Source organism: Ideonella sp. P3_A4, assembly GCF_056403075.1.
Genome location: NZ_JBFUGE010000140.1, coordinates 1 through 13,027, shown reverse-complemented (window position 1 = coordinate 13,027; position 13,027 = coordinate 1). Strand labels below are relative to the sequence as shown.

The following is a 13,027-nucleotide window of genomic DNA, read 5'->3' as shown; positions in this document are numbered from 1 at the left end:
CGCGACGGCATTGCGGCTCATGATGAAGCGCTTCGCCGGCGCCAACCCGAGCCGCTTCATGACCGCCACCGCACTGGCATGAGTGGACACTTCTCCGCGCCGGCACCAGGGTCGGCGCGATGGGGACAATGGCGGTAATGCAAATACGTGCTCTCTTGATGTCTCACCACTGTCGGCGCCCTTTGGCGTTGCTGGTCTTTGTCGCGCTGTCGAGTTGCACCTCGACACCGTTGCCGCCATCCGATCCGCCAGCCACTTCACCCGTTAGCGCTGCCGCCTCGGCCGCGAGCGCCGACCAAGACCAGCGGTGGCAACGATTCGCCGAGTGGGTCGCCGCCCTGCGCGACGCTGCCCGCACGGCAGGTATCAGCGAGGCAACGCTGCGCGACGCGCTCGACGATGTCCGCTACCTGCCGCGGGTCGTCGAACTGGACCGCGCGCAGCCCGAATTCACCCGCACCGTTTGGGAATACATCGATGCCGTCGTGACGCCGCAGCGCGTGACGCTCGGTCTAGAGCGCTTGCAGCAGGTCCGCAGCGAGGCCGACGCTGCCGCAGCGCGTTACGGTGTGCCGCCCAGCATCTTGCTCGCCGTCTGGGGTATCGAGAGCAACTTCGGCAGCAACTACGGCGAGACGCCGACCATCGATGCGTTGGCCACCTTGGGGTTCGATGGCCGGCGCGAGAAGTGGGCGCAGTCCGAGCTGCTCGCTGCGCTGAAGATCCTGCAGAACGGTGACATTGCCCGCGCGCAGATGATCGGCTCGTGGGCCGGCGCGATGGGCCAGACGCAGTTCCTGCCGTCGAACTTTTTGGCCTATGCGGTCGATGCCGATGGCGATGGCCGGCGCGACATCTGGGGCAGCATGGCCGATGTGCTGGCCTCGACTGCCAACTTCCTCGCCCGTTCGGGCTGGCAGGCGGGCAGCCCGTGGGGATGCGAAGTCCGGCTGCCGGCTGGGTTCGATGTCGGCCGCGCCGACGTGTCGGTGAAACAAGCCACCGCGCAATGGGCCGCCGAAGGCGTGCAGACGATGGACGGCCAGCCGCTGCCGGTGTTCAGCGAGAGCACGATCTTCTTGCCGGCGGGCGCGCGCGGGCCGGCCTTTCTGATCGGGCCGAACTTCCGCACGATCCTGCGCTACAACAACTCGACCAACTACGCGCTGGCGGTCGGCGTTCTGGCGCAGCGCCTGGACGGTGGTTCAGGCGTGCAGGCGGCCTGGCCCCGCGACCTGCAGGCCCTCACACGCAGCCAGCTGCAAACGCTGCAGACGGCTCTGACCCAGCTTGGTTTCGACAGCGGCACGGCCGACGGCATGATGGGCCCGGCCACGCGGGCCGCGCTGCGCAAGTACCAGCGCAGCGTCGGCCTGCCGGCGGATGGTTACCCGACGGTGGATCTGCTGCAGCGCCTGCAGGAGCCACCATCGGCTGAATCCGATCAGAGCGGCGCCGCCAAGTCCATCGTCCAGTAGGTGTGGTACTGGCTGTTGGCTGATTCGGAACAAGCCAGGCCGACGTCGACATAGCGCGCGCTCATGATGTTGGCGCAGTGGCCGGGGCTGTCGATCCAGCCCTTCATCACCGAGGCGACGTCGCTGTAGCCGGCGGCGATGTTCTCGCCTGCCGCCGACCAGTGGTAGCCGGCGTCGGTGATCCGGTCGCCCATCGAACTGCCATCGCTGCCGGTGTGGCTGAAGAAGTTGTGGGTGGCCATGTCGCGCGAGTGGCCCGCCGCGGCCAGTTTGAGCTGCTTGTTCCACGCCACCGGCTTGCTCGCGGCATACCAGGTGCTGCCGCAGTAGCGGCCCGTGGCGCGATAACTGTTGGTCAGCTTCAGGGTCTCCTGGCGGAACGCCTTCGTGCCGCTGTCGCTGCACTTGGCCGACGCGAGCGTGCTGGCCTCGGCAGGCGCGGCGGGAACGGCCCGGTCATTGGCGACGATGACATTCTCAATCGCCCCGTCAGCTGCGCGCTGATAGGCCGCCGGTTGGGCCGAGACCACCGGTTCGGCATGCGCTGTCGCTGCCCACGGCGCCAGTCCGCAGGCGGCGATGGCGCCACAGGCAGCCAGAGGCCGGAACGAAGAAAAACGCGGACGGTGCAGACGCAGCATGACACTCTCCCAGAGCAAAAAGAAATGACCCACCGGGGGCAAAAGACGCGCCGGATCATCACACCGCCCCGCACCAGGCCCTCACTCGGCACGGTAAGCAACTCGTGAAAATGGAAACCGGGAGGCAACGCCTCTCGCGCTGGTGCGCGTTCGCCCCCTTGCGCCAGTGCGCGCTAACACGCGGCGCCGGCGCAAGCAAGCGATGCCCGAGGACTCTGACCGGGTCTCCCCCTTGACGGCACGGGTCGCTCGCCTCATCGTCACGTGACGTGAACCGATGCCGCCATGAACGTCCTTCAGCTCATCGACGAAGTCCGCCGCCAGGTGCCGGACGGCGCGCCCGCGGGCACCCGCTGGCATGCGACATCGGTGGTGGCGACCGCACATGGCCCGCACAAAGTCGAGATCACGGCGCGCATCGACGCCCAGGGCCGCCGGCGCGAACAGTTCTGGTGTGACGGCACCCGGGTCGAGCAGCATGTGCTGCTGCGGCTGACCTGTGCCGAGGTCGAGTGCCCGCATGCGGTGGCGGTGCGTGCGCAGTGGCAGGCGCGTCACCCGCAGGATCCAGCCAAGGTGCCAGCCGCCCGCGCGGCGCAGCGCTCGCTGATGCAGGAGATTCCGGTCAACGTCGGCGGCCACCAACTCGTCGCGCGGCCGGCTCGTTTTCCGTGCCTGACGCCCTGCCCGCACAAGGCCCACCCCCCGCTGACCATCGACAAGACCGGCTTCGACCTGTTCGAGGATGGCCACTGCCTGGCCGGCGGCGTGATGGACTTGAACGGCGTACGCAAGCCGCGCCTGCCGTCGGTCGTCGCAGCCGAGGCCTTTGTGCTCGCGCGCCAGATCGAAACACGGGTCGCACTGGGCGAGGCGATCCAGTCTTCGCGCCCGAAGCGCGGGCGCAAGCGCAAGGCCAGCTGAGCGGCGGGCAGCCGATCAGAAGCTCATCACGAACGCTGCGCCGCCTTCCAGCGGTCGCACATGGCGCACCCGGCCGCCCATGCCGTGCACCAGCTGGCGCACCACCGTCAGCCCGATGCCCTGGCCACCTTCGCGGGCGCTGAAAAACGGCAGGAAGATCTGGCGCTCCAGCCCCGCCGGCACGCCGGGGCCGTTGTCGCGCACGCTGAGCTGCAGACGGCCGCCGCGGCCTTGACGGGCTTGCACCCACAGGCGCGGCGCGGGCTRTTCCGCGGTGGCCTGCTCGGCGTTGTTCAGCAGCGCGAGCAGCGCCTGTTCCAGCTGCCCTTCGTCGGCCTGCAGCCGCAGGCTTGGTGAGGCCAACTCGAAGCTGGCTTCGCCGCCGCGCGCCAGCCAGGCGGGCCCGACGGCCTGCTGCAGCCGCGCGAACAACTCGTGCAGGTCCACCGGCGCCATCACCGGCTCGGGCCAGCGGCTGACCTGCCGGTAGGTGGTGACGAAGGTCGACAGGCTCTCGGCGCGCAGCGCGATCGCATTCAGCGCCAACCGCAGTTCGGCTTCGGTGCCCGGTTCGTCGAGCAGCATCGCCGCGGTCTGGCTCAGGCTCTTGATCGGCGTCAGCGAGTTCATGATCTCGTGCGTCAGCACCTGCACCAGTTGCTGCCAGGCCTGCAGCGTTTCGGTCTCCAGCTCATGCTCCAGCGGCACCAGCGCCAGCAGCACCTGGTCGCGCCCGTCCAGCGCCAAGGGCTGGCGGCGCAGTTGCCAGCGCTCGCTGCCGCGCTCGGTGTCCAGCACCACCGGGCCGCTGAGGGCCGTGCCGCGCAGGAGCTCTTTCAGCACGGCACGGTCGCGCACACCGCCCGGCGCTTCGAGCCGTCGCGCGCGGCTCGTCAGCGGCTGCAAGGCGTCGCCCGCTTGCATCCAGGCCGCGACCGGCAGGTGTTCCAACTGGGCTTGCAGCAACGCCAGCCGGCGATGGTCCGGCGGCAGCGCCGGTTCGGGCGGCGTCGGCGGAGTGACGGGTCGCGCGCCCGTCAACGGGAAGGCAATCGCCCCGCCGATCAACGTGAGCACCAGCGCCGCAACCCAGGCGCGCGTCGACGTATTCGCCGTGGCTGCGACCGCACCGGCACCGGCCCAGAGCAGGGCCGCGCCGAGCAGGCGCCCGCGCTCAAAGGCCATGCTTGTCGAGCCGCCGGTACAGCGCCGCGCGCGACAACCCCAGCAGCCGCGCTGCTTCGCTGAGGTTGCCCTGCGCCTCGGCCATCGCCGCCAGCACGGCGGCGCGTTCTTGCGCGGCCAGCGAACGCACCGGTTCGGCTGGTGGCGGCGCGTCTTCGCCCGCCGCTGCGGGTTGCGCGCGCTGCATCGCATCGCGGCAGGTGGCGATCAGGCGCACGTTGTCCCAGGGCTTGGTGATGAAGTCGAAGGCGCCGCGCTTGAGCGCCTGCACTGCCAGCTCGATGTCGGCATAGGCGGTCATGATCACCACCGCTGGCGGCGCCGGACGCGCCAGCACCTCGTCCAGCAGCCGCAAGCCTTGCGCGCCATCGGTGCGGCCGGGGCCGAAGTTCAGGTCCAGCAACAGCAGCGCCGGGCGCAGCTTGTCCAGCGCCGCGGCCAGCTCGGCCGGGCGCCGCAGGCAGGTGACGGGTGCGACGCGACGCTGCAGCAGCAGCTGCGCTGCCAGGCCCACATCGGGGTCGTCGTCGAGCAAAAGGATCGAGGCTTCGGGCACGGCCCGCATCTTCGCAGCATCGACCGGTGGACGAACAGGGACCTGTCCGGAAGCGGACAGGGGGCTTGGCACGCGCAGCGCCAGGCCCGACGCTGCGAAGCCTGATGACTGCGCCCTCACCTGCCTCCCCTCTCTTGCACAGCGTTGCCAGCGGCGCCGCGATGGACCGCGCGCTGCCGTCGCGCCATCGCCGCGTGGCGTGGCRCATCGTCCTGCCGGCACTCGCGCTCGCCAGCGTCGCGGCACTCGCCTGGTGGCGGCCATCGCAAACGCAGACGATCCACACGCCGCAGCTGGCCGTCGTGCGTGCCGGCGAATTTCGCGACGAGCTCGCATTGCGCGGGCGGGTCGAACCGATGCGCTCGGTGCAGCTGGACGCGCCCGAGGCCGGCCGCGTCGAAGCGGTGCTCGCCCACGATGGCGAGACCGTCAGCGTCGGCACACCGCTGTACCGCCTGCACAGCCCAGATCAGGAACAGCTGCTGATGCAGCGCGGCGCCGAGGTCGCGCAGCAGATGGCCAACGTGTCGGTGCAGCGCAGCGCTCAGGCCGCGAGCCTGGCGCAGAACCGGCGTGAACTGGCGCAGCTGCAGGCGGCGCAACAGCAGGCCGAGACCGATCACCAGCGGCAGCAACAGCTCGCCGCGGCCGGCTTCGTCTCGCCTGCCGCGTTGGAGCAGGCCGAGCGTCAGCAGCGCCTGGCCACGCAGCTGCTCGAACAGGCGCGGCACGACCAGCGCGTCGAGGCCGACACGCAACAGCAGTCGCTGGACGAAATGGCGCGCGCGGTGAAAGGCCTGCAGCGCGGGCTCGACCTGCTGGAGCGTTCGCGCGAGCGGCTGCTGCAGCGCGCACCGATCGCCGGCCAACTGAGCGGCTTCCAGCCGCAGGTGGGCGCGAGCGTCAAACCGGGCGAGCGGCTGGGCCGCATCGACGACCCGACCGGCGGCCTGCAACTCGCGGCAGATGTCGACGAGTTCTACCTGCCGCGGCTGCGAGCTGGCCAGATGGCCACCAGCGCCAGCGGCGAACTGGCGCTGGCGCAGACACTGCCGCAGGTGCAAGGCGGCAAGGTGCGCGTGCTGCTGCGCTGGCCCGACGCTGCCAAGCCACCGGCGAATCTGCGCCCCGGCCAGGCAGTCGATCTGYGGTTGCAGCTCGACAAGCCGGCCCAGGCGCTGCTGCTGGCAGAGGGCCCCGGCGTGCAGACGACGCTGTATGTGCGTGAGGGCCGCGAGCTGCGCCGCCGCCAGGTCCAACTCGGTCGCCGCGCGGCCGGCCAGGTCGAAGTGCTGGCCGGGCTGCAAGCCGGCGACGAAGTGCTGATTTCCCAACCCCCTTCCGAAGCCGAACGCTTCACCTTGCCATGATCGAACTGAAGCAATTGACCAAGCGCCACCGCGCCGGCGATGTCGAGACCACCGCGCTCGATGCCATCGACTTGGTCGTAGAAGCCGGCGAATACGTCGCGATCACCGGCCCCTCGGGTTGCGGCAAGTCGACGCTRCTCGGCCTGCTCGGCCTGCTGGACCGGCCCACCAGCGGCAGCTACCGGCTGCAGGGCGAAGACGTGACGGCCAAGAGCCCGCGCGAGCTGGCCGCGATTCGCCGCGGCCGCATCGGCTTCGTGTTCCAGAGCTTCAACCTGATCGACGAGCTGAGCGTGTGCGACAACGTGCAGCTCGCACTGCGCTACGGCCCGCTGCCCGAGAAGGCGCAACGCGCCCGCGTCGCCGAGGTGCTCGAACGGCTGGGCCTGGCGCACCGCGCCGCGCACCACCCGAGCCAGCTGAGCGGCGGTCAACAACAGCGCGTCGCCATTGCCCGAGCGATTGCCGCGCGGCCCGCACTGCTGCTGGCCGACGAACCGACCGGCAACCTCGACAGCGCCCACGGCCAGGAGGTGATGCGCCTGCTGCGCGAGCTGAACGACGAAGGCACGACGCTGGTGATGGTGACGCACAGCACCGAGCACGCCGCGCTGGCCTCTCGCAGCGTGCGATTGCTGGACGGGCGCGTGCTCGTCGACGCGTCCGCGGAGCTGGCCGCATGAAGTTGCTAGCCGACGCCTGGAGCGCCCTGCGCCATCGCCGCACCGCGACGCTGGTGTCGGTGGGTGGGCTCACGCTCGCATTCGCCGCCAGCCTGATGGTCGCCCTGTTGGCGATCGCGCTGTCGTCCCTCGACCCCACGATCCCCGACCCTGAGCGAACCGTGGTGCTCGATTTCAAGGGCAACCCACCGGGCCAGCCGAGCCCCTGGTTCACCGCGTCGCCGCTGTCCTTCGGCACGATGCTGAAGGCGCGCGACCTGCCGCTGGACCTGATCGCGCGCACCACCAACGACGGCATGGACGTGTCGGTGGGCGACCGGCTTGAACAGGTCTTCCCCTTGCTGGCCGACCCCGACATCGTCGAGCTGTTCGGGCTGAAGGCCCTCGCCGGCGACCTGCGCGCCACGCTGGCGAGCCGCGACGGCGTGGCCGTCACGCCGCACCTGATACGCAGGCTATGGGGCGACCTGCCGCCGCGCGAGGCGATGGGCAAAACGCTCGATGTGCGAGGCGTGGTCTACACGGTGACCGCCGTGATCCCCGAAATCGACCCGCGCAGCCCGTTGGACAACGGCGCGATGGTCGGCCGGCCGCACGACCTGATCGCCGGCTACGACTCGCAGGCCAATGCGAAGACCGAGGCCGACCGCCGCGCGTTGTACTTCGTCAACGGCCGTGTCTACGCGCGGCTGCGACCCGGCGTCTCGGCCGAACGGGTGGGCGGCTGGATGCGCGACGCCTTCATGGCCAGCCCGCAGTACCAGGACCTGCCGCCCGACTGGCGCACCGGCCGCGAAGCGGCCTACTTCCGCGGCCTGCCGCTGACCCGCCTGCCCTTCGAGGGTGAGTTCAACGAGCTGACCTGGATGCTGGCCACCGCGCTGGGAGCCGCCTGCGGTCTGCTGCTGATGCTGGCCGCCTTCAACCACATGAACCTGCAGGCAGCCGGCCTGCTGCAGCGCCAGCGCGAGACCGCGCTGCGCCGCAGCCTGGGTGCCGATGGCGGTGCACTGCTACGGTTGTGGGCGCTGGAGGCGCTGCTGCCACTGCTGGCGAGCGCCGCCTGCGCGCTATTGCTGGCGTGGTGGGTTGCACCTGCCGTGGCCAGCTGGATCAACCTGCCGCCCACGCTGCCGCTCGCCGACCCACTGCCACCACTCGCGCTGGCCGGCCTGGCAGTTGCGGTGCTGGTGCTGTGGCCGCTGACGCTGGCGGCCCCGGCCTGGCTCGCGCTGCGCCGGCCGCCCGCACCAGCGCTGCAAGGCCGCACGGCCAGCGAAGGCCCCTGGGGCCGGCGCGTGCGCCAGGGCCTGTTGGCGGTGCAGCTCGGCGGCGCGCTGATGCTGCTCTCGCTGGCGGGCGTGCTCGCGATCCAGCAGCATCATCTGCTGCATGCCGACCGCGGCTTCGACACCCGCAACCGCCTGTGGCTCGGCGTGCTGATCAACCCCGAGCTGGTGCCCAACCTCGATGCTTTCACCGCCTCGCTCGACCACCATCCGGCCGTGCTGCACTGGGCCATGAGTGACATGCGGCCGGCACGCGACACGTCAGGCGGCGCCCAGGAGCTGATCGTGAGCCCGAGCCGACACAAACAGGTGCTGCGCCTGACCACCGCCTCGCCGGGCTTCTTCGACACCTGGGGCATGACGCTGCTGGCCGGCAAGCCGCAGGTGGGGCGCGGCGAGACGGCGATGGTGATCGATGCCAAGGCTGCTCGCCTGCTTGGTTTCGCTGATCCGCAGGCCGCCGTCGGCGCACAGTTGAGCGGTGGCGGCGGCTTCCTGCAAGAGGGCGACGAGCTGCGCCGCGTGGTGGCGGTGGTGAAAGACGTGAAGCTCGAATCGGCGCGTGACCCGGCGCTGCCGCAGGGTTTCATCCTGACCGACAAGCCTCAATGGGACCTGAGCATCCACGGCACCGACCTGGCCGAGCTGCACAAGGCCGTCGAAGAGCTGTGGGTGGCGCATGGGCCGAAGGTGCCGCATATCGTGCAGTCGGCCGATGAGCAGCTGGGCGAGGTCTACCACCAGGAAGCGCAGTTCACCGCGATGCTGGCCGCGGTGGCACTGCTGGCCGTCGGGGTGGCGATGTCCGGCGCTTATGCGCTGGTGGCCGACACGCTGCGCCGCCGCCGGACCGAGCTGGTGCTGCACCGCCTGCACGGCGCGAACAACCTGGCGATTGCGCGCCAGGTGATGGCCGAGTTCGCTGGGCCGGTGCTGATCGCGGCGCTCCTCGGGCTGCCGGTGGCGGCGTGGCTCGGTGAGTTCTACCTCGCCGACTTTGTCGACCGCGTGGACAGCGGCGTGGGCCTGGTCGCGCCGCTGCTGGCCGCGAGCCTGGCCACGGTCGTCGTCACCGCGCTGTCTGCCCTGCGGCATGTGCGGCTGGCGCTGGCCCTGCAGCCGATCGAGGCTCTGCGGTGATCGACGGCGGCAAGACCTTTCGCGTCAGCGACCGACCGATCGGCCGGCTGTGGCGCCGCCTCGCCGCGCACCCTTATGTGCCCGGCTCGGTCGTGCTGCATGGCGGGCTCGCACTGCTGTTGCTGAGCATGCCGGGCCTGGGCGAGAACGAGCGCGCGCGCTCGGCCGCCGCCGCGGTGGCGCGCACGCACCAACAGATGGAGCAGACCGAGGCGCGCGAGCTGCGCCGGCGCGTCGAGCGCATGCAGGCGATCCGCGACCGTCTGGCCGATGCGACCGGTCAGACGCCGCCAGCAGCGGTCGACTTCTCGGACGCATCGCCCGAAGCGCTAGCCGCTCAGGCCGAGGCTCTCGCGGCATCGATCGACGAATCGCAACGCAAGCTGCGCGCCGCGGCACTGGCGCGGCTGGCCAACATGCCGCTGACCGAGGCGATGCGTGAGGTGCAGGCGATGGCCGCGGCTGACCCGAAACCCGAACCAGCCGCGACACCGGCCGAAGCGATCGCCAAGCTGGAGAAGAAGGCGAAGGACGCGCTGGAGGCGCAACGCTCACAGCTTGAAGCCCAGCGCGACGGCGTGCGCCTGGGCAGCGTCGATCCGCGCATCTATGGCCCGGCGCCCGTGACGGCCGCATCGGCACCGGCAAATCCGGCGTCGGGCTCCACCGGCCAGACCGTGCAGGCCGACGGCATCCCGCGATCACGCCTCGAACAAGTGAAAGCCATGATGCGCAACGGCAAGGTACAAGGCCGTTACGGCATCGCCGGCGTGGAGGGCGGCCGCTCGGTGAACCGCGAAACGGTGCGCGGCGTCGACGGTGGCTGGATCGCGAAAGCCGACGACCTGGCGCCGGTGGCCGGTGCCTCGGTGATCGTGCCGGGCGGCAGCCTCGACCTCACCGGCAAGAGCACGAACCAGGTCGGCGCGGGTACCACGGGCGAGACCAACCTCATCCGTCACCTGCAGCCTTCGCAGGTCGACCCGGCCACGCTGCGCACTGGCGCGGGCCGCGTGATCGGCCCCGGCGGCGCGTTCGCGACCCGCGTCTACCTCGACAGCTGGTACGTCATCGGCCCCTTCGCCGCCGAAGGCCGTTTACCGATCGACACCGTGCATCCGCCGGAAGAAGACATCGACCTCGACGGCGTCTACCGCGGCCTGGACGGGCGCACGGTGACCTGGCAGTACGCGAGCCGCGGCTTCTACCCCTTCATCCCGCCGGACCGCGAGGAGCGCGCGGTGTACTACGCCTACACCGAACTGCGCATCGACGAGGCGCGCGACATCTGGCTCGACATCGCGGCCGACGACGACTCGAAGCTGTGGCTCGACGGCCGCCAGATCTGGACCGGCGCGCCCGGCGACAAGCCCTGGTTCCGTCCGCCCTACTACCTGCCGGACGAACAGGTCGCGAGCCTGGCGCTGGCCGAGGGCCATCGGCGTGTGCACCTGGAGCGCGGCACCCACCGCTTGCTCGTCAAGCTGCACAACGACCGCGACCGCGCGTTCTTCTCGGTCGTGCTGGCGCCATGACCATTTCGTCTCTTTCTCCTGTTCATTTCACGAAGGCCTGACCGTGCAGTTCAACTTCTTCCAACAACTGGCCGCCGGCGGTGCCGGCATCTGGGTGATCGCCGCGCTGTCGGTGCTGGCGATCGCGGTCGCACTCGAGCGTTTCCACCGCTTCCGCCCGAGCGCCGTCGTGCCGCCGACCTTGGTCGACGAGGCCGTGCCGCTGTGGCAGGCCGGCCGCTTCGACGAGCTAGAGCAGTTGCTCGTCAAGCACGACAGTGTGTTGTCCAAGGCGCTGCGATTCGTGGTGGCGCACCGCGCGCGCTGGACGGCCGACGAGTTGTCGACCCGCGCTGGCGAGGTCGCATCGCGCCAACTGCGAGCGCAGCAACAGCGCGCCTACCCGTTGGCGGTCGTCGCCACGGTGGCGCCGATCGTCGGGCTGCTCGGCACCGTCATCGGCATGATCGAATCGTTCCACGTGATCGCGTTCACCGGTGGCATGGGCGATGCCTCGCTGCTGGCCGGCGGCATCTCGAAGGCGCTGGTCAACACCGCCGCGGGCCTGGCCGTGGCGCTGCCGTCACTGGCGTTGCACCACTACTTCCGCCACCGGCTGGTGACCAGCGGCCTGGCCCTCGAAGAGCAGCTCGAGCGTGTGCTCGACGCCTGCGTGCGACCGGGAGGCCACTGATGCGCATCGATATCGGTGACGAAGAACAACCCGAGATCAACCTGATCGCGCTGATCGATTGCATCTTCTTCCTGCTGATGTTCTTCATGGTCGCGACATCGTTCAAGCACCAGGACGACAACAAGCCGCTGAAGGAGCTGCCGATCACGCTGCCGCAAGCCGCTGTTTCGCTCGACAAGGCGAGCGCGGCGCCGGACCTGCTGGTGCTCGGCGTGGACGCGAAGGGCGGTGTGTATTGGGGCCGCGAGCGCGTGACCAAGGTGACGCTGCGCCAGCGCCTGCACGCCGCCGCGGTGCGCAATCCGGCCCAGCCGATCCGCATCGATGGCGACACGCAGGCGGCCTACCAGGAGATCGTCCACCTGCTCGACCTGTGCCAGTTCGAAGGACTGACGCAGGTCTCGATGCGTACCCGCGACGGGCGCTGATTGTTGACCCCCACGGCCCCTCCGGGGGCCTGCCCCCCGAGGGGGCTCGCGCAGCGGACCGGCAAAGGTTCTATGGTTTTCGTCAAGCGGGAACGGCGAATCTGTCCGGCTCGAAGGGCTTGCCGCTGCGCCAGACGGCATAGACGACCCGCAAGAGCTTTCTAGCCAGGATGACCAGCGCCTCGGTGGCCTTGAAGCCGCGGCTGCGCAGCTGTTGGTACAGGGGACTGAACACCTTGCTGTGAGAGGCGGACATGGCCGCCATGTACATCTGGCGGCGCAAGTCGGGCGATCCACGCTTGGACAGTCTTCGCTTGCCGTGGCTGCGTCCTGAGTCGTGCGCTCGAGGGTCCAAGCCACTGAAGGCGACCAAGGCATCAGCGCTGACGAACTGCAACCGCGCCAACAGGCTGCTCAGCAGCGCACTGGCTTGYGAGCCCACACCGGTGATGCTCAACAGCCGCYGCTGGCTCGCTTTGAGGGCAGWGTCCGCGTCGATCAGTTGCTCRATGCGCTGATCGATCGCCTGCAGCAGGCTGTCGAAGCYGGCATCCAGGTGCTGGACCTGCTGCTCAATGGCCGAGCTGCCTCGCAGCGCTTGGCGCAGTGCAGTGCGCTTGGTCACGGCTACCCAGCGCTGACCCAGTAGCTGCTCGATCTCAGCCTGCACTGGCGAGGGYGRCTGGTACGGGCGCAGCTGAGCGTGATGCTCGGCCAGGTACCGYGCAATCACACGGGCGTCCACCCGGTCGGTCTTGGCTCGCATACCCAGCGCTTTGGCGTAGAAGTACACGTCGCGGGCGTTCAGGACATACACCGTGACGCCCAGGCGAACGGCTTGGCGCACCAGCGTCAGGTGGCACGCGCCCGTGGACTCCACGGCGACCTTGGCCCCTTTGGGCAAGGTGCGCAACCACGCAGCCACCGCAGCGTCCTGGTTGGGCAGCGCGGCGCAGCCTTGGCCGCCATGAACACAAACCACCAGCTCGGCCTTGGAAGCATCGATGCCGGCAAATACAGCTTGATCTTGCATGGTCAGGTCTCCCCTATCGACAATGACAGTCGTTGGGGTGGGGACCCGCCAGCCGCGTTGGCTTGCACTCAGATCGGCGGTCAGCCTTGTCG

12 protein-coding genes are annotated in these 13,027 nt (G+C 69.8%); 8 read left to right on the top strand and 4 right to left on the bottom strand.

The window, feature by feature from the left end:
• Positions 1–158: 158 nt before the first annotated feature.
• On the top strand, positions 159–1,478 hold the full coding sequence (locus tag AC1DYI_RS14510; RefSeq protein ID WP_477204831.1) for a lytic murein transglycosylase: 1,320 nt from the start codon (positions 159–161) through the stop codon (positions 1,476–1,478).
• Here AC1DYI_RS14510 and AC1DYI_RS14505 read toward each other — a convergent pair.
• Positions 1,445–2,119, bottom strand: a complete 675-nt coding sequence (locus tag AC1DYI_RS14505; protein WP_477204830.1) for a CAP domain-containing protein — start codon at positions 2,117–2,119, stop codon at positions 1,445–1,447. The two genes, AC1DYI_RS14510 and AC1DYI_RS14505, sit on opposite strands and share 34 nt — an antisense overlap.
• A gap of 285 nt (positions 2,120–2,404) precedes the next feature.
• Here AC1DYI_RS14505 and AC1DYI_RS14500 point away from each other — a divergent pair, with 285 nt between their 5' ends.
• Positions 2,405–3,043: a hypothetical protein gene (locus AC1DYI_RS14500; RefSeq protein WP_477204829.1), complete on the top strand. Its 639-nt coding sequence runs from the start codon at positions 2,405–2,407 to the stop codon at positions 3,041–3,043.
• A 15-nt stretch (positions 3,044–3,058) separates the two neighbouring features.
• Here the strand turns inward: AC1DYI_RS14500 and AC1DYI_RS14495 are convergent, their stop codons facing one another.
• Both AC1DYI_RS14495 and AC1DYI_RS14490 read right to left on the bottom strand, forming a co-directional pair.
• The gene (locus tag AC1DYI_RS14495; RefSeq protein ID WP_477204828.1) at positions 3,059–4,228 is read right to left on the bottom strand and encodes a sensor histidine kinase; all 1,170 of its coding nucleotides are present in this window, start codon (positions 4,226–4,228) and stop codon (positions 3,059–3,061) included.
• A complete protein-coding gene (locus AC1DYI_RS14490; RefSeq protein WP_477204827.1) occupies positions 4,218–4,784 on the bottom strand; it encodes a response regulator in 567 nt (188 codons plus the stop codon). The genes AC1DYI_RS14495 and AC1DYI_RS14490 overlap by 11 nt, the downstream gene beginning before the upstream one ends.
• 134 nt (positions 4,785–4,918) lie before the next feature.
• On the opposite strand from AC1DYI_RS14490, the gene AC1DYI_RS14485 reads away from it, so the two are divergent.
• From AC1DYI_RS14485 to AC1DYI_RS14460, 6 genes are read left to right on the top strand one after another with little or no spacing between them, the layout of a single operon-like run.
• Entirely contained in the window at positions 4,919–6,154 is a 1,236-nt protein-coding gene (locus AC1DYI_RS14485; protein WP_477204826.1) for an efflux RND transporter periplasmic adaptor subunit, read from the top strand.
• Positions 6,151–6,837, top strand: coding sequence for an ABC transporter ATP-binding protein (locus AC1DYI_RS14480; RefSeq protein WP_477204825.1), 687 nt, complete (start codon positions 6,151–6,153; stop codon positions 6,835–6,837). Before AC1DYI_RS14485 ends, AC1DYI_RS14480 begins: the two co-directional genes overlap by 4 nt.
• Positions 6,834–9,266: an FtsX-like permease family protein gene (locus tag AC1DYI_RS14475; protein WP_477204824.1), complete on the top strand. Its 2,433-nt coding sequence runs from the start codon at positions 6,834–6,836 to the stop codon at positions 9,264–9,266. The genes AC1DYI_RS14480 and AC1DYI_RS14475 overlap by 4 nt, the downstream gene beginning before the upstream one ends.
• Positions 9,263–10,801: a hypothetical protein gene (locus AC1DYI_RS14470; RefSeq protein WP_477204823.1), complete on the top strand. Its 1,539-nt coding sequence runs from the start codon at positions 9,263–9,265 to the stop codon at positions 10,799–10,801. Before AC1DYI_RS14475 ends, AC1DYI_RS14470 begins: the two co-directional genes overlap by 4 nt.
• Before the next feature lie 43 nt (positions 10,802–10,844).
• A complete protein-coding gene (locus AC1DYI_RS14465; protein WP_477204822.1) occupies positions 10,845–11,474 on the top strand; it encodes a MotA/TolQ/ExbB proton channel family protein in 630 nt (209 codons plus the stop codon).
• Positions 11,474–11,902: an ExbD/TolR family protein gene (locus AC1DYI_RS14460; protein ID WP_477204821.1), complete on the top strand. Its 429-nt coding sequence runs from the start codon at positions 11,474–11,476 to the stop codon at positions 11,900–11,902. The genes AC1DYI_RS14465 and AC1DYI_RS14460 overlap by 1 nt, the downstream gene beginning before the upstream one ends.
• An 82-nt stretch (positions 11,903–11,984) precedes the next feature.
• On the opposite strand, the gene AC1DYI_RS14455 is transcribed toward AC1DYI_RS14460, so the two are convergent.
• Positions 11,985–12,935, bottom strand: coding sequence for an IS110 family RNA-guided transposase (locus AC1DYI_RS14455; RefSeq protein ID WP_477204820.1), 951 nt, complete (start codon positions 12,933–12,935; stop codon positions 11,985–11,987).
• Positions 12,936–13,027 lie beyond the last annotated feature (92 nt).